Source organism: Lebetimonas natsushimae, assembly GCF_002335445.1.
GTDB lineage: Bacteria > Campylobacterota > Campylobacteria > Campylobacterales > Nautiliaceae > Lebetimonas > Lebetimonas natsushimae.
The window spans coordinates 141,087-165,679 of record NZ_BDME01000001.1 but is presented as its reverse complement, the minus strand read 5'-3'; the positions used below and the strand labels follow the sequence as shown (position 1 = coordinate 165,679).

Here is a 24,593-nt window from a genome sequence, read left to right as displayed (position 1 = left end):
CAATTCTCCTTAACTTAATGCCCTAACTTCTACATCTACCTCTGGTGCCAACTCTAATTTCATTAGTTGGTCTACAGTTTCAGGCGATGCATTCACAACATCAATTAGACGTCTATGAATTCTAATTTCAAATTGCTCTCTAGAATCTTTATTGATGTGAGGTGAACGTAATACTGTATATCTTCTTATTTTTGTAGGTAGTGGAATTGGTCCCTTTACTTCAGCTCCAGTTCTTTTGATAGCTTCAGTAATTATTCCTACTGCTTTATCAAGCACTCTGTGATCATATGCCTGCAGTTTAATTCTGATTTTTTCCATTCTCTTCCTTTTTAAAGATCTCGTGGTTTTCCACGCATTTTGGAGTGAAATTATAAACGATTTTTAGGGATTTTACAAGATTTAATCAATAGATTTTTTCCTTAAATAAAGGAAAAGAAATTATTGAATAATTTTTATGTTATAATTATAAAAAAAGGAAAACATTGGCTGAAATAGACAAACAAAAAGAAAAAATAGCTTTTTTAAGAACAATGTTTTTCTTTTTATTAACTGCACTATTTGGATTGGTTGCTTTTGTTTTTACAAAGTATATGAAATTATCTGAAATTCAATTAATTTTAACAAATATTGCAGGATTAATTCTACTAATAGGAATTATTGCTACAGGCAAAAAACTGAAAAAAGAAATCGACAAATTGGAGGATATGTGATGATTTATTTAATTAATTTAATGATAATGGCTACAATAGCAATTTTAAGTATTTTTTTTATTTTTAACGATAAACCTCATCATGAAAAATAACTCCTTCCCCCATTCTCCATTATACATTATCCATTTTCCATTTTAATTACGTTTGGTTTTATAGCATTATTATAAATATATTCCACCGCTTCATCCACATCATCCGTTACCATAAAAAGATTAATATCCTTTTCATCAATAAAATTATTTTCAAGCATAGTTTCAAAAAATTCAATTAACGGCCTATAAAATTCAGTTCCAAAAAACACAACGGGAATCCTGCTCATTCTGTTTGTCTGAATCAATACCAAAACTTCACTTAATTCATCCAACGTTCCAAAACCTCCCGGCATCATAACGGTTCCAACCGAATATTTAAGAAAAGTCACTTTTCTTGTAAAAAAATATTTAAATTTAAGAGGTATCTTTACATAAGGATTAGTAACCTGTTCGCGTGGTAATAAAATATTAAGCCCGACACTTACTTTTGCACCTTTATTTGCAGCCTCCATTATTCCAGGTCCGCCGCCTGTAATAATTGCATATCCTTTATCACTAAGTTTTTCACTAATTTCAGTCGCTTTTTCATAATAATAATCCCCGGGTTTACTTCTTGCAGAACCAAATATTGAAATTCCCGGAGGCAAATCATCAAGTTCTTCAAACGCATCTGTAAAATCACTTATAACCCTAAACATTCTCCATAAATCTTTTGTAGGATTTCTGTTATCCAAAAATTCTTTTTGTACATCTTTCATTTTTATCCTTTCACATTTTTAATTTTACATTTTCCATTTTCCAATATCAATTTTACATTAAAATAACCTTCCCATTTTCCTGTATCCATATATAAATAAAATAATACCTAAAAATAAAAGTGCCGCATAATAATTCCATAAATGAAACATATCAGCACCCCTAAACATTATACTTTCACTCCCCTCAATATAATACCTGAGAGGAGAAAACAAAGATAAAAACTGTAAAACTGGGTGCATTGCATAAATAGGCGTCCATGCCCCGCTTAGGAAAATCAAAGGCATCATAATAAGCATAGAATATTGACCAACTTCCAGGGCACTCTCACTTATTGCAGCAATAAAAAGCCCAATTCCTGCAGCTGTTATGGAATAAAGAAGCGTTAAAATTAAAAAATCAAAAATACTTCCATTCATCGGGGCATTAAACACACCAAAAATTACAAATCCAAAAGAGAGTATTACCCCGCCAAGCAAAATTACAACCTGAGAAATAATTTTTGCAAAAATAATAAGTTTTGAGTCAACCGGCATCAAAAGCATTATATCCCAGGTCCCGTCCTCTTTTTCTTTTACAAACACCATGGCTGTCAAAATTACACCAAGAAGCGTAATTACAGACAAAAGCTCGGTAAAACTCATAAACCATTTTGAATTGCTGTTTTGATTAAAAAGTTTATGAATGGCAAGGTCTATTGGAAATTTGATATTACCCATATTTAAAATAATATTTTGAAGATAACTAAGCGTCACATAAGCCTGAGCAGCGGCGGTTGAATCCATTAAAACATTTATTTTAGCAGGTCTTTTTTTATAAATATTTTTTTCAAAATCACCGTCGAATACAATCCCAACCATTATTTCTTTATTGAATATTGCATCGCTTAATTCTTTTTGCGATTTAAAAGGAATCGGAGTTTTAAATTCGGGTTTATGAAAATGGATTAAAATTTTTTTTGAAACAACTCCCCCTGAATAATCCACATATCCTATAGTTACATTTCTGGGCTTAACCTGAATTCCGTTTCCCGCAATATAAATATCAAATGTAAAAGAATATAAAACAACTGCCACAAGGCCTAGACTTCTTAAAAAACTTAAAATTTCTTTACTAAAAATGGACATAAACGCTTTCATTTCAAACCTTTTTTCAAAAGCAGTTTACCGATTACTAAAAGTAAAATCGCATAAACAATTAAAATCCCAAAATAGAGTATATTTTTAGAAGAATTTAAACCCTCACCTATTAAAAAAGAATCATATACTAAATGATTATAATACATTACAGGAAAGATATGGGCTTCAATGTATGATTCACCTTCCATTGAGGAAATTGGCATAAGCATACCTGAATATAAAAATCCCGGTATTATTGTAATAATAACCGTTAAAACTATCGCAACAATTTGCCTTGACGTAATTATACTGACAAGCAAACCAATCCCCAAAGATATTAAAATATAAATTTCACTTGCTGTTAAATAAATTAAAAAACTCCCTTTGAAAGGAACTTTAAAAAGATATATAGCTGCCAGGAAAAGTATAAAAATATTAAATGAATGTAAGATAAATACAGGGGTCAGTTTTGCAATTAAAAATTCTATTTTTTTAACAGGTGAAGAGTAAAAATTAAAAATAGTCCCTTCTTCTTTTTCTTTTACAATTAAAAGGGCAGCTAAAAGTGCGGGTGCCACTAAAAGGATAAGTCCTATAAGACCCGGCACTATTGCATTTTCATCCCTGAGGGACTCATTAAAAAGCATTCTTTGATTTATGCTAATCAGACTTTTAAAATTGGGTTTTAAACTTTTAGCAGTATCTAAAATAAGACCCTCGGCATAACTCTGCATTGTAAGCGCTCTCATAGGATAAGCCCCGTCTATAAAAATTCCGATGGCTGTTTTTTGATTTTTCAAAATCCATTTTTCAAAAGAGGGTGGAATAATAAAAATCATATCAACTTTTCCGATTTTCATTTTATTAAGCGCATCTTTTTCACTCATGGGAGAGAGTAATTTAAAATACTGTGAATCCCTCATTTTTGAAATTAAAGCTAGGGAAATTTTACTTTTATCATAATCGATTACAACACATCTTGCATGCTTCACATTCATTTTAATTCCATATCCGAATAAAATAAGAATCATAAAAGGTACAATATAAACCAAATAAATCATTTTGCTTCTTATTAAATACTTAAACTCATTTAGTATATATGCTTTTATTACACCTATATTCATTCATATCCCCTAAATTTTTCACTTTTCATTTTACACTTTTCACTTTCAATTGCTTTCCTCATAAAATTTAATAAATATCTCTTCAAAACTTCTTGCTTCAGGAAATTTTTTATGTAGATTTTCAACACTATCATCCACTATCTTTTTACCTCTTTTTAACACAACAACCCTGTCACAGTATTCAGCCTCACTCATATAGTGCGTGGTAACTATAATTGAAATTCCCCATTTCTCTTTTAACTGATGCAAAATATCCCAAAACTGAGCCCTTGCTATTGTATCAACCCCGCTTGTTGGCTCATCCAAAAACAACACAACCGGTTCGTGCATAATGGCGGCTGTAAGAGAAAACCTCTGATTTATTCCAAGCGGTACATCTTTTGGAAATTCGTCTAAATACTCATAAAATCCAAGGGATTTGGCATATTCTTTTATTAAATTATGGGCTTTAACTAAAGGTATTTTATGCATATTTGCAAAATAAATTAAATTTTCCCTTATCGTCATATCTTTATAAAGCGCAAACAGTTGCGACATATAGCCTATTTTACTTTTTAGCTCAATTCTGTCCTCATACGATTTGATTTTTCTGCCAAGCAGTATAAGCTCACCCTCATCAATAGGATAAAGTCCCAGAAGCATTTTAATTAATGTTGTTTTTCCAGCCCCGTTTGCCCCAAGAAGTCCTAAGATTTCCCCTTTTTTTAGTTCCAAATTTACATGGTCATCGGCTGTGAAATCTCCAAATCTTTTTGTAAGGGCTTTTGCCTGAAGAACAATGGCCGGAAGAGATTTTTTGCTTTCTTTAATAATCATTTTTGGAGGAATTTTATTGTCTTTCAGTGCATTTACAAAAAAAAGCCCCTCTAATGTCGGCTCTTTATGATGTGCTTTTAAAGGTTTCAGTGAATAAGTGGTTTTATTAAATGTAATACATTCATCACATTTTGTTTCTTCATAAACATAATTTTTAATTGAATCCATAAGTTCTTTTGGCTTACCTCCCGCAATAATTTTTCCCTCATCAAAGAGATATACCCTGTCCATCAAAGCGGCTTCCTGCATATATGCGGTGCTTACAATCGTAAGACCGCTTCTTGTTTCATCCAGAATTTTCCAAAGCTCCCGTCTGCTTAAAGGGTCAACCCCGGTAGTCGGCTCATCAAGTATAAGAAGTTTTGGTTTATGTATAAGTGTACAGATAAGGGAGAGCTTTTGTTTCATACCCCCGCTTAAATTTTTAGCAAGTCTCTCCTGAAATTCATAAAGCCCAGCCATTTTAAGAAGTCTCTCCCTATATTCCCAGTATTCATCATCTCTTTTTAAATTTCTTATGTCACTGAAAAAATCTAGATGTTCTTTTACGCTTAAATTTTTATATAGTACTAGCCCGAGGCCCTGTGGCATAAACCCTGTGTCTTTTTTTAATTTTTCTGCTTCTTTTATATTTTTGTAAATAAAACCATAATAACTAATTTCCCCCTCAAAATCCTTAACCCCGCTTATGGCATACATAAAAGAGCTTTTCCCGGCCCCGTCAGCCCCGATAAATCCTATAATCTCTTTTTCATACCCCTTAATTGAGGCATCTTTAATGGCAATTTTGTTTTTATATTTAACGGTTACATTTTTTGTTTCAAATATTAACTTTTCACTTTTCATTTTTAACTTTTAATTTAAAGTTTTGGCAATTCATCCAAACTGTCCGGTAATTTACCCCCTATACTAATAACCCCGATTCCGGGAAGTCCGAATTTAATCAATGGATTCGGGGTAACCGGTTTTATATCAACCTCATAAACTCTTTCAATCCTGTCTTCCCTAACTTCAACCTCTTTTGGAGTAAATTCCGCTTTTTGGGCAATTTTTATAACACGTGCCGGTATCGGCTTATTTGGATATGCATCTAAAAATATAACCGCCCTGTCACCTATTTTTATTTTTCCATTATTAATTTCATCCACATACATTTTTAAATATAAATTTTCGGGATCTATCGCAGTGACAACACTCATACCTGCACCCAAAACTTCCCCGATGTTTGCCACTTTATCTACAATGTATCCGTTTACTGGGGATTTTATAGTAAGTTTGTCAATTATTACTTGAATTTCATCTCTTTGTGACTTTAACGCTAAAACGGCATTTTTAAGAGCTTTTATATTCTCTTTTGCGGCAATTGCCGTATCTAAATTTTTCCTGGCGATATTAACTGCTTTAATTAAAGCCTCTTTTTTAGCTTTTAAAGCATCTAACTTTTTGGTATCTGTTACAGTTTTTAGTTTCGCAAGTTCTAAATCGTGAATTTTATTTACTTTTCTTTTAACAAGTTCGGCAATTCTTTTCTCATCTTTTTTATCCTGGGCTATTACAGCTTTTAGGGATTCAATATTTTTCTCTAACGCTTTTAATTCATTTTTTTTGGCTTTACAGGCAAGCTCTGCCTCTTTTATTGAATTATTAATTTTAGCTGTTGTAAAATTTAATTCATTCTCTTTTGCTTTTATTTGAGATTCAACTGCTTTTAATTTATCCCTGTATTCATCACTGTCCAAAACAGCAATAATTTCACCTTTTTTTATATCGCTCCCGTCATCAACATTGATTTTTACAACCCTTCCGGGATATTTTGTATTAATATTTATCAAATCCCCGTCAAAATTGCCAACCCCCGCCACAAGTTCCGGAGGAACTTTTTTTGAATTTAACGCTTTATATATTAAAACCCCACCAATTGCCACCAAAACTATCAAAATAATTCCGAGTATATTCTTTTTCATTGCTTATCCTTTTCATTATCCATTAAAAACTGTTTCCCCCGTCCAGATTAGTCTTTATTGTATAAAAGAAAATCTGTGATTTCACAGCCTCTTTTTTAGCCCTAGCCTCTGCCAGTTTAGCAATAGCATCTGTCAAATCGGCCGAATCTGCAAGCCCTTCGTTAAATTTGGCATCAATATATTCATAATAACTAAGCCTTGCTCTAACTTCAGATTTTGCCGATTTATACATCTCTTTCAACGCTTTAAGGGTTAACAAATCATTTTTATAATCTGTTAAAGCAGAGTTTAAATAATTTTGATAATAAATCATACTTTTCATCTTAAAAAGTTTCGCCTCTTCAATATTTGCCTCTTTTTCTCCCCCGTCAAATATATTATACTGCATAGCCAAAGCTGCATATGATTTATCTCTATTTTGATAATTGTTTCTGCTAAGAGAGATATTGTTAGCTTCTTTTTTTAATGCCACTTCAATACCGATCTCGGGATAATTTTTTGATTTTGCCATTTTTATAAAAGTATCGCTTAAATTTAAATTTTCTTTTATTGCCAAAATATCAGGTCTGTTTTCAATGCTTTCTTTTTTAAGATTAGGAATATCAATTCCGTCAATTTTTTCTATTTTTTTATTAAGCAGGGTTGATAAACTGTTTAAAAGAGCTTTTTTTTGAGAGACGGTGTTTTGAATCTGAGCTTCAATTTCATAATATTTTGCATCTATTTCATCGACTTCGGATTTATTTAAAAGACCTTCATTGTAAAAAGCCTCAGCCTTTTCCTTTGCCTGTATAACAGCCTTTTTTGCTTTATTTAATGCATCAATTTTAGCATTTAAAGCATAAATATTTGCATAAAGGTTTGCAGAATTTAAAAGCAAAACTCTTTTAACATTTTTTAGCATAAGTTTTTTTTGCATTAGTTCAATTTTACTCTTTTTGATTAAATTTGTTATTGCAAAACCGGTAAAAAGAGGATAAGAATATTTTAAAACCCCGCTGAAATTATTTTTTTCTCCTGCCTGAAATTCAGCACTCATATCTTTATAAATTAACGGGTAAACAGGAGCACTTCCGGCATTTTGCGCACCTATTGCCGCCGGCATATTCATTTTCATGATAGGATTATCATGCAGCCTCACATAAGTATAACTGAAATCAAAGGTTCCGTAATTTTTAGCCCGGGCAGCTTTTAATTTTTTTTCATAAATTTCAACATCTTTTTGTGCAAGTTTATAATTTAAAGAATTTGTTATAGATTTTGCTATATCGTTAAAATTCTCGGCACTAAGCAACAGAGGGAATATTAAAACAAACTTTTTCATTTTCATCCTTTTTAATCTAAAATATTTTAACAAAGCATTTTTGATGTGTCAATTAAATTTTTCGTTTTTCACTTTTCATTTTACACTCTCCGTTTTCCGTTACCCATTTTTTGGCCACCGGCAGTAAAAATACAAACAAACTGCCCACTAATCCCCAAAAAGCGGCATTTAACCAAACATATTTAAACCCGTAATTCATAGCCATAAATTCCTGCAGATTTCTTAATATCACCTCACCAGCTTCACCAAAAACAAATTTTAATTTTTCAAGTAAATCACTGACTAATGAATAATTTTGCAAACTTACAATCCCCTCATATTCTTTATCTTTATAAAAAAACATTGAATTAGTGGCAATTGCTGTCCCGAAACTTCCTCCTACAAACCTCACATAATCCATTACCACAATAGCTTGCTCGCCTTTGTCTTTTGCAGCATTCATTACAAGAACTGTTACAGGGGCAAAAAACATACCCATTGCAATTCCAAAAGGCATAGTTCTAAAAACCGCTTCAATAAAGCTCATATAATAATTAATCGGAGGGAAAAAATAAAATGAAGTTATCAGATAAATCACTCCGGCCGCAACAAGAACAGGCACAGGTCCTATTTTATCACTGACATTTCCGGCAATAATACTAACAATTCCTATCCATATACCAAATCCAAGCACTCCAAGACCCGATTGAATGGAACTAAGCCCTTTTATGTGTTCATAAAAAACAGGTATCAGATAAAAATACTGATACATTGAAAACCCTAGCAAAATAAAATAAATCAAAATACCCAAAGTATAAAAAGGATGTTTAAATAAAGAATATTCAAATAATCTCACTTTAGAAAAATATTCACTCATTACAAAAAATAAAAATCCAAACCAGGTAATAAACCCAAGATAAACTATAAAAGAAGAATTAAACCATCCATACTGCTGACCTTTACTGAGCAGTATCAAAAGAGCAACAGTTGAGATAGAGAGAAAAATAAAAGATATTACATTTAAAGGATACTTTTCTCTTTTACCGATATCTGGCAAAAGCAGACTTCCAAAAATCACTATGATTATTCCTATCGGTACATTTACAAAAAATACACTCCTCCAGCCAAACCACTCACTCAGATACCCCCCGAGCGTAGGTCCTATTGCCGGGGCAAAGGCAACCCCGAGGGCAAAAATCCCCATGGCAATACCTTTTTTATCTGGAGGAAACAGAGAAAAAATCATCATATGGGCTGTAACCATTATCAAAGCCTCGGCAAATCCCTGAACTACCCTCGCACTTATAATAAAGCCAAGAGAATTTGAAATTCCGCAAAGAAAAGAAGCCAAACTGAAAAGCCCCACCCCCACAATATAAACCCATTTGTTTCCATATCTTTTTATAAGCCACTCAACCACCAAAAGCCCGGCAGCCGCCGCAGTCATATATGCAGTAATTACCCACTGCACCCCATACATATCCGTTGAAAGCGGTCCCTTAAGCCTTGGAACAATAATATCAACCACCGTCGTATCCAAAACAGCCATAAAAGCGCCGGTAATGATTAAAATAATGTAAAGTGCAAAGTTAAAAGTGAAAAGTTTAGTTTGCATTTTTAACTGCTCTCATCAAAATTAAAATCATTTAAAAAACTCATAAAAAGGAACAATTTTAATATCTTCATATATTTTTTCCTGGTTAAAAGTAATTAAATATTTTTCAGCCTCAAACGGTAAATTAATTAAACTCCTAATTTCTCTTTCAAAATTAAAATCATTTAATTCATATGCCACCTGAATTGCTTTTAATTTGTCATCTTTTACTAAAAAATCACATTCATATTTTTCATTGTAAAAATATATTTCATAATTTCTTTTTTTAAGTTCGCTAAACACCAGATTTTCAAACAACTTTCCCTTATCACTGCTAAATCTAAAAGAAGTCTGGGCTGCTAACCCGTTATCAATCGTATAACTTTTCTTTTTAGATTTAATCTGATTTTTTAAAGAAAAACTAAAGTTGTTTATTTCATAAATTAAAAAAGCTTCCTGTAAGTAAGATAAATAGGCTTTAACAGTATTTTCGTTTGAATTAAGAGCTTTGGCAAGAGAATTATATGAATACAAATTTGATATATTAGACAATACTAATTGGACAAAATTCTTAAAAAATTTTGCATCTCTTATATTATTATTCATAATACAGTCTTTATAAATTATGCTTTCTAAATAATTTAAAAGAATATCTCTTTTAAACTCTTTTTCTTTTAAAACTTCAAAAAAACTTCCATATTCCATCATTTCTTCTATAATTGACAAAACTTTGGCTTTGTTATCCAACAAATCTAAATATGAATTGATATTATTTAATCTCAAAACTTCTTTAAAACTTAAAGGATAAATAATTTCTTTTAAATATCTTCCGCTGATTAAACTGGCAAATTCACCTTCTAACAGTTTTGCATTACTTCCTGTAATGAAGATTTTTTTAAAAGTTTCATTATCATAACTTACTTTGATAAATTTTTCCCAGTTATTTACATTTTGAATTTCATCTAAAAAAAGATATTTTATTTTTTTACCTGTAATACTTTCACTGCTAGTTATTAAATCATATAATTTTTTAGAATCCTGCCAAATTTCACTAAAAAACGGATCATCTAAATTAATATATAAAATAGTTAAAGGATTAATATTATTGTCAATTAAATAATTTATCAAAATTTTAAATATACTGCTTTTACCGCTTCTTCTTATTCCTGTCAAAACCTGTATATGCTTTAAATTAATTTTTTTTACTAATTTTTCCACTACATCTCTATAAAAAAGATTTTCATATTTTTGTTTCCAGTGTTTATTGTGAGATATAATTGCTTGTTTCAATATTTTTTTCCTTATTTTCTAATTATAATTAGAATAATATCATAAATTTACTAAATACAATTAGTAAATTTATCAATTTCTCGCAATTTCAACTTCTCCGCTCATCCCAACCAGCACATCATCAGGAATTTTTTTAAACTTAATCCTTATATAAAATCTTTGAGAGAGTTTAGTAAATTCCCCGCTGCTTATATCCCTTGGAACAAGCGCAAAAGTCGCAGCACTTGCAGGCAAAATTTTATTTACATACCCCTCATAATCCTTATCGGTCGTATCGATATGAATTTTTACATAATTTCCTGTTTTTATACCTTTCAATTTAGTCTCTTCAAGCAAAACCAAAACATACAAATCCTTCGGATTTACAATACTCAAAATCTTAGTTCCAGCATTCACAACCTCATTAGCATTTGTAAATTTTTTAGCTATTTTGCCGTTAAAAGGAGCATAAATGAAACTGTCTTTTATATGCTGATTAATTAAAGCTAATTTATCATTTAAAGCTTCTAACTGCGATTTCATTGATTGAATAAGTTTAGCAAGTCTACTTATTTCTTTTTTATTATTTTCCGCAAGTTTTAATTTTATAAACAAAGCATTTTTATCTTCATACATACTTTCTAGTATTTTTTTATCCGCATTTATTTCATTTTGTAAGGCAAGAAAAGCAGTTTTTACATTTTCAAACTTTTCAATAGAAATTTTTTTATTTTTATAAAGTCTGCTGAATCTTTTATAATCGTTTTGAAGTTTCTGAAGCTTATTTTCTTTGGCTTTAATTGCATATTTTTTTGCTTCGATTAGCTTAGAAAGTTTTTTAATCTGCACATTTATCAAATCTATATTTTCATCTATATCTTTGCTCAATTTATCTTTTTGAATTACACTTGCCTCAATTTTTTTATTCAAAGCCTCTATTTGATTAATCAGTTCTTTTCTTTGAATTTCCAAATCTTTTGTATTAAGTTTTGCAAGCAATTCACCTTTTTTTACACTCTCACCCTCATTTACATAAATTTTTTCTATTTTCCCGGGAATTTTAAAAGATAGATTTGTTAAAGAATCCGTTTTTACAAATACGGCATTTGAAGTAGCGTAATTTTTTGAAAAAATTATATATTTAACTAATACAAATAAAGAAATTCCTATCAAAACAGCAAAAACAATCAAAGCAATTTTCTTTTTCATATAAAAATCTCCAAAATTTTTATGGAGATTGTAACAAAGTAAAATTGATGTGTCAATTGAAATAAAAAAAACACTTTTTTTATTTTGATATAATTCACTCGAATTTAATTATATTCAACCAATTATATTTTTTCAATAAAAGGTTTTAAATGTTAGAATTTTTAATCTCATTTATATTATCTGCAATTTTTGTTTATCTAATTTACAAAAAAAATTATGGATTAGACAAGACTGCTGATGAAAAAAGTCATGCTATGCATACCCATAAAGTGTCAAGACTCGGAGGTTTAGGAATTATTGCAAGTATAACCATTACTTCAGTATTTTTTTCTCCTCTACTAACAAATATACTCATAGCGGGAACAGCAATATTTACCTTTGGTTTTTTAGAAGACAGATTTCATTTAGATCTACCTTATTCAAAAAAAATAGCCTTTATATTCCTTTCAGCATTAGTTTTAGTTTATATGACAAAAGAAGGTGTATTTAACGGAGGATTTATAATCTTAAATAAAAACAATCCTTTTGAAGCCGCAATAGGTTATATTATTGCAATAATAGGAATTGTAGGATTTGCAAGTGCTATAAATTTTATTGATGGACTAAACGGTTATGCTACGGGAGTAATATTTATTACATTATCATTTTTTGGTTATCATTTTTATATTACAGGGATGTATGAATATTTAAAAGTAGTACTTATTTTAAACGGTGCTATTTTAGGATTTTTGATTTTTAATTTTCCATATGGAAAAATTTTTTTAGGAGATATGGGAGCCCATCTTATAGGATTTATTGTAGGGTTTTTATCAATTGCTATGACAAATCATGACCCAAAATTAACAGTATGGTATCCTTTAGCAGCATTTACAATTCCTATTATAAATACTTTACAAAAATTTCCAAGAAGAATAAAAAGAAAAAAATTATACGGAATACCTTTTAGTGAATCAGACAGTGAAGATTTGCATTATTTTATGTTTAAATATATAAAACAAAAATATCCAAATATAAAAGATAATGCAATCAAAAATTCCATAGCGGCACTTTATATATTAATCCCACATATTATTTTAAATATTATTGTCTTTTATTTCAGATACAATCCGTTTGCCTTAATTTCAATATTTATAATAGCAAGTCTTATTTATTTATGGATTTATAATATTTTAAGAAAAAAATATGAAAAAGAGTTAAATTAAACTCTTTTGTATTTATCGTTAAATCTTATAATATCATCTTCTTCAACATATTCTCCTACCTGAACTTCTATAAGTTCAAGTGGAATTTTACCCGGATTAATTAGTCTGTGTTTTGTAGATTTAGGTACATATGTGCTTTCATTTTCATGTATAAAAAATTCTTTTAAATTTCCTTTTTCATCACCTAACACAACTTTTGCCGTTCCTTTTACAACTATCCAATGTTCACTTCTGTGATAATGCAACTGCAAACTAAGCTGTTCTCCCGGATTTACCACTATTTTTTTTATTCTATATCTTTCTCCTTTTTCAAGTTCTGTATAACTTCCCCACGGTCTGTAAACCGTTTTATGAAATTCAGTCAACTCTTTTGTCTGTGAATTATTTTTTAATAAAGATACCAAATTTTTTATTTGTTGCCCTTGTCCTTTTTTAGCTACTACAATAGCATCAGACGTTTCTATAACCATTAAACTATCTACCCCGATTGTGGCAATAAGCCTGTCTTCACCCATAATAAGGGAATTTTTCGTATCAATATCAATAATATTACCTATTTTTACATTCTGATTTTCATCTTTATCTAAAACATCATAAACACTGTCCCAAGAACCAACATCAGACCATATAATATTAAGAGGTAAAACAACAGCTTTATCAGTTTTTTCCATTACGGCATAATCTATTGAAATATCAGGCATATTTTCAAAATCTTTAATTACCTCTTCAAATGAAGAATTTTCAATTTTTTCATAAATTTCAGGAACAAATTTTTTAAATTCTTCTAAAATTGTTTCTATACTAAAAGCAAACATCCCACTGTTCCAATAATAGTTACCCGCCATTAAATATTTTTGAGCTGTTTTTAAATTCGGCTTTTCATGAAACTGTTTAACTTTATAAGCATTTTCAGCTAAATCTCCCGCTTCAATATATCCATATCCAGTCTCAGGTTTAGTAGGATTTACTCCAAATGTAACAATATATCCTTTTTTAGCAAGTTTTTCAGCTTCTTTAATATATTCTGCAAATTTATCATCAGGAGAAATTAAATGATCAGACGGTGAAACAAACAAAATTTCGTTTTCACCCACCCCTAATTTTTCAAATGCGTATTTTATAGCCAATGCAATTGCCGGTGCTGTATTTCTCCCTACAGGTTCTAAAATCAAATTTAATTTATTATTAAAAATATCTTTTAATTGATTTTTTACATGAAACTGATAATCATTGTTTGTAATTATTATTACATCATTTATATCTTTTAAAGCTTTTAAATTTCTTTTTACTGTTTTTTGAAACAAACTTTCACTATCTCCTAAATTTAAAAACTGTTTAGGAAATTTTTTTCTTGATAATGGAAATAATCTTGTTCCACTCCCCCCTGCTAAAATGACTGCTTTCATACTTTACACCTCATTTATGATTTTTAAATATTTTATATTTTTCTTCTACAAAGTCTTTTATCTCTTTTTCAAATCTATCCCTTGAAAATCTTAAAGCGTTTTCTCTAATTTTTTCAGGCTCAAATTTATCTATATTTTTTTCAAATTTATCAACTGCCTTTAAAATATTTTCAACACACTGATTATCAAAATGAACCCCTGTAACATTATCAATAACAGTCTCTTTCGTTCCGCCTTTTCCTAAACAAATAACCGGCGTTCCACATGCTTGAGCCTCTACAGGAATAATACCAAAATCTTCCTCTGCTGCAAAAACAAATGCTTTTGCCTTCTGCATTAAATCAATAAGCACACTATCTGGCTGATATCCTAAAATTTCAATATTTTTAGCAGCTTTAGATTTTATTTTTTCCATATCCGGACCAGTCCCTACTACTACAAGTTTTTTATCAGTTTTGCTAAAAGCCTCTACTATTAGATCTATTTTTTTATATGAAACCATCCTAGAAGCGGTTAAATAAAAATCTTCTTTATAAGATTTAAGTTTAAATTTATCTACATCAACAGGTGGATATATAACCGTACTATCTTTTCCATACACTTTTTTAATTCTTCGTGCTATATAATGACTATTTGCTATATAATAATCCACACGATTTATTGTGCTCATATCCCATATACGAATTTTATGAAGAAAATATTTTGCAAGAATACCTTTTAAACCTTTATCTAATTTACTTTCTTTTAAATATTGATGATATAAATCCCAAGCATATCTTATAGGAGTATGAACATAACTTATATGAAGTTGATTAGAATGAGTCAATACACCTTTTGCAACTGCATGAGAAGAAGATAAAATTAAATCATAATCACTTAAATCAAACTGTTCTATAGCAAAAGGAAACAAAGGGAAATAATTTCTATATTTATCTTTTGCTTTTGGAAGCTTTTGAATAAAACTGGTATTTGCTTTTTTACCTTTTAATATAATTTCTCTATCTTTTTCGTTCAAAAAATCAATAAGACTGTACACATCAAAATCATTCCATATATTCGTAAAACTTTCAACACACTTTTCAGCCCCGGCATATACAGAAAACCAATCATGAACTAATGCTTTTTTCATAAATTTCCTTCAATTATTTTCATCATTTTTTCAGTTCTTTTTTCATAAGTAAATTCTTTAGCTAAAGATATCCGTTTTTCTAAATTAAAATTAGGATTTTTTAATGCTTTATTAATATTATTTGCAAATTCTTCATATGTATTTGATAAAAAACATATATTTTTATATTCTTTTAAAGACGGTAAATTAACACTAACTATAGGTTTACCTGCCGCTAAATATTCAAAAAATTTCATTGGAAACATAGATTCTGTATATTCATTTATATTATTAGGCAATATAGCAACATCTATTCCTTTTAAATAATTAGGTAATTCAGAATATGATTTAGGACCTAAAAAATAAATATTTTTATATTTTTTAAGAAAATCAATTTTTGTCCATGGATCTCCTTCACCAATCTTTCCTATAAGAATAAAAGAATAATGAGGAAATTTTTTAGCTAAATATTCTAATAAATTAAAATCTATTTTATAACTACTTATAGCCCCAATAAAACCTATTCGAGGAGAAGAAATAGCTGTTAAATCTTGAGGGACAATTGTAGTTTCTTCCATTGCTTTTGAAAAATGATTAAAATCAGCCACATTGGAAAAATAATAAGTATGTTCATTTAAAATTTTACGCGTGTCATAAAGTTTTAATGAAGTAGTAAAAACATAATCAGATAATTCAACTAATTCTTTTTCTGCTACTTCTAAAATTTTAATAGGCATTCCGGGTTGAGCTTTTATCTCATCAACACAATGATATACAAGCAGTTCATATTTTTTAACATCAAATAATTTACTTGTTAAAGGATTGTATGTCCAAAAAATTTCGTGCTTAAAATTTAAATTTTTTAACCAAAAATTTAACCAGTTATTTAATAAAACAAAATTAAACTTTCTAACAATTTTTTTATTTTGAAAAGGCAATAAAATAGGAGACCATACCCATAAATTTTCTCTAACTTGTTTAGGTTTTTTTAATGATTTTTGAATTCTTTTTAAAATTCTTTTAAAATCCTGACTACTCGCACTAGGACGACGAAGACCTAAAGAATCAATATAAAAAACTTTATGACCTCTTTTTGCCAATTCCACAGCTACATGTTGTTTATTAGTCCAAAATGGATGATCCCATTCGGCCGTAGAAAGTAATACTATATCCTTTTTCATTTTTTTCCTTTTAAAATTGATATAATATTATTTCTTAAAATTGGAATTATAAAAATATAAATTGCCCAATATAATAAAAATAAAAAAAATGTAATAAAAATATCAATAAATTCATTTTTAAAATATAAAAAATTATTAATAAAAAAATAAATCACACTTCCAATTAATAACCAAAATATTATATTTAATAAATATCTTGAAATATTAAAAAAATTAATCGTTAAAATAAAAAGAATAAATCCGTAAATACTTGATCCTATACCTATAGTAATAGGTCCTAATATTTTATAAAAAAAAATATCAAATAAAGTATTCGAGCTTAAAGCAATAGCCATAAAAATAACTACTTTTTTATTTTCATGTTGAGCATTTAAAGCTTTTATCATAATATAAGATACTATTTGTGCCCAAAAGCCTATAGATAAACCAATTAATATATTTTTAGTAATTAATACAGATTCTTTATCAAAAGCTCCTCTTTTAAATATAAAAGAAACAATTAATTCAGAATTTGAAATTAAAAACATAGATATCGGAATCGTAATTATTAAAATAAGAGAAATTATTTGCAATAACTTATCTCTTGTTTTTTTCATATTAAAATTACTTAATGTAGCTAATCCTATAAGACCTAAAGGAGCTGCCAAAAGAGATATTCCAGATTCTGTAATAAATTTAGCATATTCCACTGAAGCCACAACATCAATACCCATATAAGAAGACACCATTCGCTCTATAAATATATTTCCTTGTAACATAATAGGTAATAACAATAAAGGTTTAATAATATTAAAAAAATCCTTTAATATTTCTCCTATATTTTGAAAAGAAAAATAAAATAAATTTTTTTTTAATAATTCTTTTATAGCTAAAAAGAAAAAAAATATATAAGCCCCAGTAAAACCCCATGCAAATAATGCAATGTTGTTAAAATAATATGCCAAAATTGCTCCACAAATCATTCCAAAACTTTGTATAGAAGGCCTAATAGAAACAAGAAAACTATAATTATGAGCTAATGCAAGATATGAATAAAGCAAACTTAATACATAGAAAGGAATACTTAAAGACATAATTTTAACAAAAAGTACTGCCAAATTGTGCTCTGCCACAGAAAAACCAGGAGCAATCAAATTTACCCACCAAAAAGCTGATTTAAATAAAATAATAACAATTATGAAAGATATTAACGTAAGAGCTATATTTAAAATCCAAAAAAACGATTGGGCTTTATAAATACTAATTTTTTTATAGTGATTATAAAGAGGAATAAATCCTGCATTTAAAGTATCGGATGTAAAAAAATTTACAGGAATTAATACAGCAGTTTGTGCGATACGAAATGCTCCAACAGGTACACTAGTACCATATAAATAAGCTATTATAATTTCTCTTAAAAATCCTATTATTTTCCCTATGATATTACCTGTAAATATTTTAAAAAAAGATTTAAACATTTTTTTGTTTACCTACAAATTTTATAACTTCTAAATACTTCTTAGCAACATTTTCCCAATTATATTTCTTAGCAGTTTCTATTCCATTTTTCCTTATGTTATTATAAATAGATTGATTATTTTTAATATATAAAACTTTTTTTGCTATATTATACTCATCACGTTCAATAGCTAAACCATTATATCCATCTATCAAATAATCTTTTACACCTCCTACTTTTGATATTAAAACAGGTAAACCACATCCCATTGCTTCAGTAGCAACTAATCCCCATCCTTCATACGAAGTAGGTAAAACAAAAACATCACTCAACCAATATCCTTCCCTTACATCATTTAAAAGTCCTAAATAATAAACTCTATCATAAACTGAAAGTTTTTTTGCAAGTGCTAAATAAGGTTCTATATCTCCTTTTCCTGTTACAACTAAAATTATATCATCCGGTAGCAATTTAAGCGCTTTAATAACATACTCTAGTCCTTTTCTTTCATAATCATGCCCAGAAAGTAATAAAACAAATTTTTCATTAGGAATATTATATTTTTTTCTTAAATTCTTTTTTATCTTTTCATTTGGATAAAATTTTTCTAAATCCACCCCATGTCCTATAACTTTTTTAGGTTTTTTCTTTTTTTTACAAACAAAATTAATTTCTTTTAAAGTTTCATTAGAAATAGCTATTATAAATTTAGTACTATTTTTATTTAAAACAATCCACTCTTTAACTATTTTAAATAGTAATACAGGATTAAATATCCTTTTTATTTTTCTTTTATTTTTCTTAACATCTTTTAATAAAGTACATGTAAAAACATCATGAGTTAATGAAATATCACAAATAAAACCTTCATTATTATTATCTAATATAATATATTCTGAAAATTTCTTATTTTTTAATTTTAAAGTAGAAAAAGCAAAAAAACTAACTCTTAAAAAGTGTCTTATTATTTTAAAAACTTTTCTTTTTGGATTATAGTTATATAATTTTTCTCCATAAAAAGAAGTTATTTGTTTAATTTCTAATTCGTTTAATATAGAATTTTTATAATCAGTAAAAACCACAATTTCATCGCAATAATTAATTAAATTTTTACAAAGCTGTTCTATTACATGACCTCCTCCTGTATTTACAATATCCCTAGCTACGATAAGCAATTTATATTTTTCTTTCATTTTATAAACCCTTATTTTTTTTAGTTACTTCATAAAAAAAACTAACAATAATTCCTAATGCAGTTGACATTTTTTGAAAATAAAATTGATAAGGAAATAAAATAACACTTAAAATATTATTTTGTTTCTTTTTATATTTTTTTATTAACCTAATTTGAGCAATCCTTGTTTCAGACTTAAAAATAATAAAAAAATGAGGAAAAATCATCAATATAGGGGAAAAAACTACAAATAAAATGGATAATATAACATCCTTATAATATCTTTTTTGCAGTTTTCTAAATTTATAAGTATTTTTCCCGGCTTTAAAAAATCTTTTAAAAACTTCTATTATAGTTTCAGGTTCTCGGTGTTTAAAAAAAACATTACCTATCCAAATACTTTTAAATCCCTTTTTCAATAAACGATTAGTTAATTCTATATCTTCACCTTCTTTTAATGATTCATTATATCCTCCAATATTTTTTATATCTTGTTTATAAAAAACCCATCCCCCCTTATGTATATTTAATTTTTTACTAAGAATCCATCTTGCTTCAAATAAAGAATTCCAATACTCAATCCATATAGTTTTATTTCTATTTGAACAAACTCTTAATCCTCCTCCAGTAAAACAATTCCTATTTCTCTCTAAAATATTTAAAACTTTTTGTAAATATAATTTTGAATATTCACCATCAGCTTCTGCAAAAACAATAATATCACCTCTTGCTTCTAAAAGCCCAGTATTTCTTGCTCCTCCAGCTCCTTTATTTTTATTATGTTTTAATATTTTAATATTGAATTTAGAATATTTATATTTCAATTCATAAGCAATATTTAAAGTATTATCACTCGAACAATCATCAACAATAATAATTTCTAATGGTTTAACAGTTTGATTAATAAAAGATAAAACGCTTTTAGATAAATTTCTTCCTTCATTATAAGCCGGTATAATAACTGAAATATTTTTCATATTAACCCTTTATAAATTTCCTCTAATTTTTTAGTTTGTTTTTGAATGTCAAATTTTTCTTTTATAAAATTTCTGGCTTCTTTTCCCATACTTTTTCTTAAATTTTCATTTTTTAATAAGATTAATAACTTATCTGCTAACTGTTTTATATTTCTTTCTTCTACCAAGAAACCTGTTTTATTATTTAATATAACCTCAGGAATTCCTCCATGAAGAGTAGCTACTACTGGCACTTCATAAATACCTGCTTCAAGAAATACCATACCTAATCCTTCAGCATCTCCCGTTTTAGCAGTAATACTTGGTAAACAAAAAATATCAGCTTTTTGCATCCACTCCATAACCTCATTATGAGACATAGCACCCAAAAATTTTACATAATTTTCCAATTGTAACTCTTTTACTTGCTTCTTTAATTTTTTTTCTAAAATACCACTACCAATTATTATTAATTTTGTATTTTTATCCTCTTTATTAATAATTTTAAATGCATCTATAAGATATTTGGTTCCTTTTTTTTCTGTTAATCTTGCTACATGAAGAATAACTTTATAAGGAAACTTTTTAATTTTATTTTTTTTCAAATTTGTATCTATACCTATATAATGTGTAATAGTTTTATTTTCTGGAAACCCAAGTTCAATTATTTTTTTCCTAATAAAATCTGAAACACATATAAATAAATCTCCATTTTTTGCCAATTTTTTTCTATATAATAAATAATTTATCCATGCAGGCTTTCCTGAAAATAATAAATTTTTATTACTTATAGAAACATCAAATCCATGAAAAGTAGTAATTAATGGAATTTTCATTTCTTGTGCTAATTTTATAGCATAAATACCATCTACTCCAAAATGTGCATGTATTAATTTTGGATTAAAACTTAATAAATTTTTCTCAAAAAAAGAAATATTTCTAAATAAAACATAGTTAATATTTTTTATTATAGATAAATCATCCATTGTAACAACAACTGAATTTTTAGGTGCTGGGCCAAAAGATTTTCTTCCTACATATATAGGATTAAATTTTTTTAACATTTCAGCTTGACTAGTAATAAATGATTCTGATATCTTAAAAAGCTGGTTTCTATAAATTATTATATTCATTTTCATAAATAACCTTTTTTTGATAGAATTTTAATCTTGCTAAAGAATAACCAAGCAATGTAGCTAAAATAATCTCCATATGAATTTCACCTATTAATCCAAAATTAGTACCCATTCCATGAATAAATGTCCATCCAAACGCACCTAATATAGCTATTCCTAATCCTTGTAGTTCTTTAATTGAAGATTTAATTAAAATAAGTCCAAATTTTATTATATAAAATATAAACAATAAGGCAAAAATTACTACAAAAATTCCACTTTGTGCCCATAAATAAAGTAATGTATTATGAGGTGGGAAACCTGTTCCTATACCCATTTTCAATGCATAAATTTTAAAATTTTCTTGCCAACCCCCAAATCCTAATCCAATTATTGGATGTTGTAAAAATTGTTCTATGCCATATTTCCAAATTAATAATCGAATTTCTGTGGTACTCATTGTTTTTTTTACAAAATCACTTTGTAAAAAATTATATCCCCAAAAAATAATTAATAAATAAATGATATTAATAAAAAATAAAATATAAATTATTTTTTGTAAAGTTAATATTTTATTTAAAAAATAAAATATTATAAAAGATAAAAAAAGTAACGATAATATCAAAATTATTCCAGCTTTAGAACCAGTAAAAAAAACTCCAATTATTAAAAAAAAAGTTATTATTTTTAATAAATTATTATTATAAATTTTAAAAAAAGAATAACAAATTAACGCATTTATACCTAAAAATGCAGCAGCTACATTTGCATTTACGAAAAAACCTCCTGCTTTATTTGGATCAAATACATTATTCCTTATACCATTAAATAAACCATGTATAGTATTAGGATTAATAAATATTTTTGCTATATTTGAATGTAGAAAATCTAATTCAATTAATGGATATATACGAAAAATTATTACTAAAATCACTTCAATTAATAAAAAAATAAAATAAATTATTAAAACATACAAAATTCTTTTAGGATAACTTTTAGCAATTTCATACGTTGAGGTCATAATAATTAAAAATATTAAAAAAATTAATATATTATGTAAACCTAATTTTAAATCTGTTGACCATAAAAAACTAATTATTTGAAAAATAATAATTAATAATAAAAAAAATAAAGGTTTCCATAATAATAGTTTCATATTTTTAATAAATAAAGGTAATAGTACTATTATACTAATTGTAGTTAAAGATATATATGAATATCCTATTCTAATAAAATAAAATTGAAAAATAGATGATAACAATACAAATGAAAATAAAATATATTTAAAATTTAATTTAATTTTTACACTCCTTTTTTAATTAACAAATTAATTAATACATATATTTCATTCAACTGTCACAGATTTTGCCAAATTTCTTGGCATATCCACATCATTTCCTCTTCTGATTGCCACTTCAAGGGCTAAAAGCTGAGTTATTACCATCATTTCAAAAAATTCTATCATCGGATGATTTGAATCACTTATTTGTATAAAGTCATCTGTAAGTTCAATTAATTCACTTGAAATTGTAAGAACCGTGGCATCCCTTGCCACAAGCTCTTCTATATTTGATTTTGTTTTTTCAAAAAGTATATTTTTGCTAAGCAATGCCACTACAAAAAGCTCAGGGTCCGCTAAAGCGATAGGTCCGTGTTTCATTTCTCCTGCCGGATATCCTTCTGCATGAATATAGCTTATTTCTTTTAGTTTAAGTGCCCCTTCAAGTGCAAGAGGATAGAATATATCTCTTCCTATATAAAAAAATCCGTGTCCGTGAAGGTATCTTTTTGAAAGTCTTTTTATTTTTTCATGAATTTTAGGATTTACTTTTGTGGATTCAATCGCTTTATTTATAATTTCATATTCGTTTTTATCTGCCAAATAATTACTAAGCATCCAAAGAGTCATTACCTGAGTGGCAAAGGCTTTTGTGGATGCAACTCCTTTTTCTATACCAGCCCTAAGAAGTATAGTTTTGTCAGCTTCACGGACAATTGAAGAATTGTCCACATTACATAAAGCCAATGTTTTAAGCCCGGCTTTTTTTGCCATTTTAAGAGTCTCAAGCGTATCTGCGGTTTCCCCGCTTTGGGAAATTACAATAAAAAGGGTGTCTTTTGTTAAAAGAGGATTTCTGTATCTAAGCTCGCTTGCAACTTCTACATTTACCCTTATTTTTGCGCTTCTTTCTATCAGATATTTTCCAACCAGTCCTGCGTGATAACTGGTCCCGCATGCTGAAATTATAATATTGTTTATTCCTTCAAAAAAATTTTTATCAACCTCATCAAATTTAATTCCTTCTTTTGTATTTCTGCCAAGAGTGTTTTCTTTTAGCACATCGTATTGTTCATAAATCTCTTTTTCCATATAAAAACGGTATCCGCCTTTTTTGGCTGATTCCCTGTTATCAGGAAGAGGTTTAAAATTTGGTGTAATCTTTTTACCGTCTTTAAACAAGTATATATCATCGTCAATATATCCAAATTCAGAATCTTCTAAATAATGAGCACTATCTGCATAGCCTATCAAAGGGGCATCGGATGAAGCAAAGAAAAATTTATTCCCATTTTTTGCCACGATTAGAGGGGAACCTTTTTTTGCAAAAAATATTTTATCAGGTGCTTTTTCCGTAATTAATAACACAGCATAAGCACCGTCTATTTTTTTAATTGTTTTTTTAAATGCTTCAAACACGTCCCCGTTACAAAAATGTTCAAAAAGTTTTACTATTACCTCTGTATCTGTTTGGGAGATAAATTCAATATTTTCTTTTTCAAGTTCTTTTTTTATCTTCTGATAATTTTCTATTATCCCGTTATGTACTACCGCACTGAATTTCCCAGTGTGTGGGTGGGCATTGATTTCTGTAGGTTTCCCATGGGTTGCCCATCTGGTATGGCCGATTCCCAGTTTTGGATTTTTAAAAGTTACATTTTTTAACTTGACTTCTAAATTTTTAAGTTTTCCAACCGCTTTTATTACTTTAAGCCCGTCATTATCAATTACAGCAATTCCGGCACTGTCGTATCCTCTGTATTCCAGTTCCCTAAGTCCTTCTATTAAAAAATTTTGAGGATTTTCAATTCCCTTAACTCCTACTATCCCACACATATA

At 28.1% G+C, this 24,593-nt stretch carries 21 protein-coding genes; 2 read left to right on the top strand and 19 right to left on the bottom strand.

Annotated features, from left to right (window positions below; genetic code table 11):
• Window positions 1-9: 9 nt before the first annotated feature.
• Window positions 10-318, bottom strand: coding sequence for a 30S ribosomal protein S10 (gene rpsJ / locus LNAT_RS00915; RefSeq protein ID WP_096258052.1), 309 nt, complete (start codon window positions 316-318; stop codon window positions 10-12).
• Window positions 319-482: 164 nt separating this feature from the next.
• Between rpsJ and LNAT_RS00910 the strand changes: the two genes are divergently transcribed.
• Window positions 483-710 (top strand): hypothetical protein, encoded by a 228-nt coding sequence (locus LNAT_RS00910; RefSeq protein ID WP_096258051.1) that lies wholly within the window; start codon window positions 483-485, stop codon window positions 708-710.
• A gap of 118 nt (window positions 711-828) precedes the next feature.
• Here the strand turns inward: LNAT_RS00910 and LNAT_RS00905 are convergent, their stop codons facing one another.
• The 9 genes from LNAT_RS00905 to LNAT_RS00865 all read right to left on the bottom strand — a co-directional run bounded on the left by LNAT_RS00905 (window position 829) and on the right by LNAT_RS00865 (window position 11,895).
• Window positions 829-1,500, bottom strand: coding sequence for an LOG family protein (locus LNAT_RS00905; protein ID WP_096258050.1), 672 nt, complete (start codon window positions 1,498-1,500; stop codon window positions 829-831).
• 57 nt (window positions 1,501-1,557) lie between these two features.
• A complete protein-coding gene (locus LNAT_RS00900; RefSeq protein WP_096258049.1) occupies window positions 1,558-2,637 on the bottom strand; it encodes an ABC transporter permease in 1,080 nt (359 codons plus the stop codon).
• The gene (locus LNAT_RS00895; RefSeq protein WP_096258048.1) at window positions 2,634-3,740 is read right to left on the bottom strand and encodes an ABC transporter permease; all 1,107 of its coding nucleotides are present in this window, start codon (window positions 3,738-3,740) and stop codon (window positions 2,634-2,636) included. The genes LNAT_RS00900 and LNAT_RS00895 overlap by 4 nt, the downstream gene beginning before the upstream one ends.
• A 45-nt stretch (window positions 3,741-3,785) precedes the next feature.
• Window positions 3,786-5,402, bottom strand: coding sequence for an ATP-binding cassette domain-containing protein (locus LNAT_RS00890; RefSeq protein WP_096258047.1), 1,617 nt, complete (start codon window positions 5,400-5,402; stop codon window positions 3,786-3,788).
• 14 nt (window positions 5,403-5,416) lie between these two features.
• Window positions 5,417-6,520, bottom strand: a complete 1,104-nt coding sequence (locus tag LNAT_RS00885; RefSeq protein WP_096258046.1) for an HlyD family secretion protein — start codon at window positions 6,518-6,520, stop codon at window positions 5,417-5,419.
• Window positions 6,521-6,542: 22 nt separating this feature from the next.
• Entirely contained in the window at window positions 6,543-7,844 is a 1,302-nt protein-coding gene (locus LNAT_RS00880; protein WP_238593953.1) for a TolC family protein, read from the bottom strand.
• A 52-nt stretch (window positions 7,845-7,896) separates the two neighbouring features.
• Window positions 7,897-9,438: a DHA2 family efflux MFS transporter permease subunit gene (locus LNAT_RS00875; RefSeq protein ID WP_096258044.1), complete on the bottom strand. Its 1,542-nt coding sequence runs from the start codon at window positions 9,436-9,438 to the stop codon at window positions 7,897-7,899.
• Between the two features lie 27 nt (window positions 9,439-9,465).
• A complete protein-coding gene (locus LNAT_RS00870; RefSeq protein WP_096258043.1) occupies window positions 9,466-10,707 on the bottom strand; it encodes an ATP-binding protein in 1,242 nt (413 codons plus the stop codon).
• A gap of 72 nt (window positions 10,708-10,779) precedes the next feature.
• Entirely contained in the window at window positions 10,780-11,895 is a 1,116-nt protein-coding gene (locus tag LNAT_RS00865; protein WP_096258042.1) for an HlyD family secretion protein, read from the bottom strand.
• A gap of 149 nt (window positions 11,896-12,044) precedes the next feature.
• On the opposite strand from LNAT_RS00865, the gene LNAT_RS00860 reads away from it, so the two are divergent.
• Complete coding sequence (locus LNAT_RS00860) at window positions 12,045-13,097, top strand: MraY family glycosyltransferase (RefSeq protein ID WP_096258041.1); 1,053 nt, start codon at window positions 12,045-12,047, stop codon at window positions 13,095-13,097.
• Here LNAT_RS00860 and LNAT_RS00855 read toward each other — a convergent pair.
• From LNAT_RS00855 to glmS, 9 genes are all read right to left on the bottom strand, one after another.
• The gene (locus LNAT_RS00855) at window positions 13,094-14,503 is read right to left on the bottom strand and encodes a mannose-1-phosphate guanylyltransferase/mannose-6-phosphate isomerase (protein ID WP_096258040.1); all 1,410 of its coding nucleotides are present in this window, start codon (window positions 14,501-14,503) and stop codon (window positions 13,094-13,096) included. The two genes, LNAT_RS00860 and LNAT_RS00855, sit on opposite strands and share 4 nt — an antisense overlap.
• Before the next feature lie 10 nt (window positions 14,504-14,513).
• Window positions 14,514-15,632, bottom strand: a complete 1,119-nt coding sequence (locus LNAT_RS00850; protein ID WP_096258039.1) for a glycosyltransferase family 4 protein — start codon at window positions 15,630-15,632, stop codon at window positions 14,514-14,516.
• A complete protein-coding gene (locus tag LNAT_RS00845; RefSeq protein ID WP_096258038.1) occupies window positions 15,629-16,792 on the bottom strand; it encodes a glycosyltransferase in 1,164 nt (387 codons plus the stop codon). Before LNAT_RS00845 ends, LNAT_RS00850 begins: the two co-directional genes overlap by 4 nt.
• A complete protein-coding gene (locus tag LNAT_RS00840; protein ID WP_096258037.1) occupies window positions 16,789-18,249 on the bottom strand; it encodes a lipid II flippase MurJ in 1,461 nt (486 codons plus the stop codon). Before LNAT_RS00840 ends, LNAT_RS00845 begins: the two co-directional genes overlap by 4 nt.
• Window positions 18,242-19,423, bottom strand: a complete 1,182-nt coding sequence (locus LNAT_RS00835) for a glycosyltransferase family 4 protein (RefSeq protein WP_096258036.1) — start codon at window positions 19,421-19,423, stop codon at window positions 18,242-18,244. The genes LNAT_RS00840 and LNAT_RS00835 overlap by 8 nt, the downstream gene beginning before the upstream one ends.
• A gap of 1 nt (window position 19,424) precedes the next feature.
• Window positions 19,425-20,381, bottom strand: coding sequence for a glycosyltransferase family 2 protein (locus LNAT_RS00830; RefSeq protein WP_096258035.1), 957 nt, complete (start codon window positions 20,379-20,381; stop codon window positions 19,425-19,427).
• The gene (locus LNAT_RS00825; RefSeq protein ID WP_096258034.1) at window positions 20,378-21,499 is read right to left on the bottom strand and encodes a glycosyltransferase; all 1,122 of its coding nucleotides are present in this window, start codon (window positions 21,497-21,499) and stop codon (window positions 20,378-20,380) included. Before LNAT_RS00825 ends, LNAT_RS00830 begins: the two co-directional genes overlap by 4 nt.
• Window positions 21,474-22,631, bottom strand: coding sequence for an O-antigen ligase family protein (locus LNAT_RS00820; protein ID WP_096258033.1), 1,158 nt, complete (start codon window positions 22,629-22,631; stop codon window positions 21,474-21,476). The genes LNAT_RS00825 and LNAT_RS00820 overlap by 26 nt, the downstream gene beginning before the upstream one ends.
• Before the next feature lie 189 nt (window positions 22,632-22,820).
• Window positions 22,821-24,590 carry a glutamine--fructose-6-phosphate transaminase (isomerizing) gene (glmS, locus tag LNAT_RS00815; protein ID WP_096258032.1) on the bottom strand — a complete coding sequence of 590 codons (1,770 nt, stop codon included), beginning with the start codon at window positions 24,588-24,590 and terminating at the stop codon, window positions 22,821-22,823.
• Between the last annotated feature and the right edge of the window lie 3 nt (window positions 24,591-24,593).

Excerpts from the sequence above, each read along its gene's own strand:
- LNAT_RS00835 (WP_096258036.1), bottom strand. The coding sequence starts at position 19,423 with ATGAAAGAAAAATATAAATTGCTTATCGTAGCTAGGGATATTGTAAAT.
- LNAT_RS00855 (WP_096258040.1), bottom strand. The coding sequence starts at position 14,503 with ATGAAAGCAGTCATTTTAGCAGGGGGGAGTGGAACAAGATTATTTCCA.
- LNAT_RS00860 (WP_096258041.1), top strand. The coding sequence starts at position 12,045 with ATGTTAGAATTTTTAATCTCATTTATATTATCTGCAATTTTTGTTTAT.
- LNAT_RS00850 (WP_096258039.1), bottom strand. The coding sequence starts at position 15,632 with ATGAAAAAAGCATTAGTTCATGATTGGTTTTCTGTATATGCCGGGGCT.
- rpsJ (WP_096258052.1), bottom strand. The coding sequence starts at position 318 with ATGGAAAAAATCAGAATTAAACTGCAGGCATATGATCACAGAGTGCTT.
- LNAT_RS00820 (WP_096258033.1), bottom strand. The coding sequence starts at position 22,631 with ATGAAACTATTATTATGGAAACCTTTATTTTTTTTATTATTAATTATT.
- LNAT_RS00875 (WP_096258044.1), bottom strand. The coding sequence starts at position 9,438 with ATGCAAACTAAACTTTTCACTTTTAACTTTGCACTTTACATTATTTTA.
- glmS (WP_096258032.1), bottom strand. The coding sequence starts at position 24,590 with ATGTGTGGGATAGTAGGAGTTAAGGGAATTGAAAATCCTCAAAATTTT.
- LNAT_RS00845 (WP_096258038.1), bottom strand. The coding sequence starts at position 16,792 with ATGAAAAAGGATATAGTATTACTTTCTACGGCCGAATGGGATCATCCA.
- LNAT_RS00900 (WP_096258049.1), bottom strand. The coding sequence starts at position 2,637 with ATGAAAGCGTTTATGTCCATTTTTAGTAAAGAAATTTTAAGTTTTTTA.
- LNAT_RS00830 (WP_096258035.1), bottom strand. The coding sequence starts at position 20,381 with ATGAAAAATATTTCAGTTATTATACCGGCTTATAATGAAGGAAGAAAT.
- LNAT_RS00880 (WP_238593953.1), bottom strand. The coding sequence starts at position 7,844 with ATGAAAAAGTTTGTTTTAATATTCCCTCTGTTGCTTAGTGCCGAGAAT.
- LNAT_RS00890 (WP_096258047.1), bottom strand. The coding sequence starts at position 5,402 with ATGAAAAGTGAAAAGTTAATATTTGAAACAAAAAATGTAACCGTTAAA.
- LNAT_RS00905 (WP_096258050.1), bottom strand. The coding sequence starts at position 1,500 with ATGAAAGATGTACAAAAAGAATTTTTGGATAACAGAAATCCTACAAAA.
- LNAT_RS00865 (WP_096258042.1), bottom strand. The coding sequence starts at position 11,895 with ATGAAAAAGAAAATTGCTTTGATTGTTTTTGCTGTTTTGATAGGAATT.
- LNAT_RS00825 (WP_096258034.1), bottom strand. The coding sequence starts at position 21,499 with ATGAAAATGAATATAATAATTTATAGAAACCAGCTTTTTAAGATATCA.
- LNAT_RS00895 (WP_096258048.1), bottom strand. The coding sequence starts at position 3,740 with ATGAATATAGGTGTAATAAAAGCATATATACTAAATGAGTTTAAGTAT.
- LNAT_RS00885 (WP_096258046.1), bottom strand. The coding sequence starts at position 6,520 with ATGAAAAAGAATATACTCGGAATTATTTTGATAGTTTTGGTGGCAATT.
- LNAT_RS00840 (WP_096258037.1), bottom strand. The coding sequence starts at position 18,249 with ATGTTTAAATCTTTTTTTAAAATATTTACAGGTAATATCATAGGGAAA.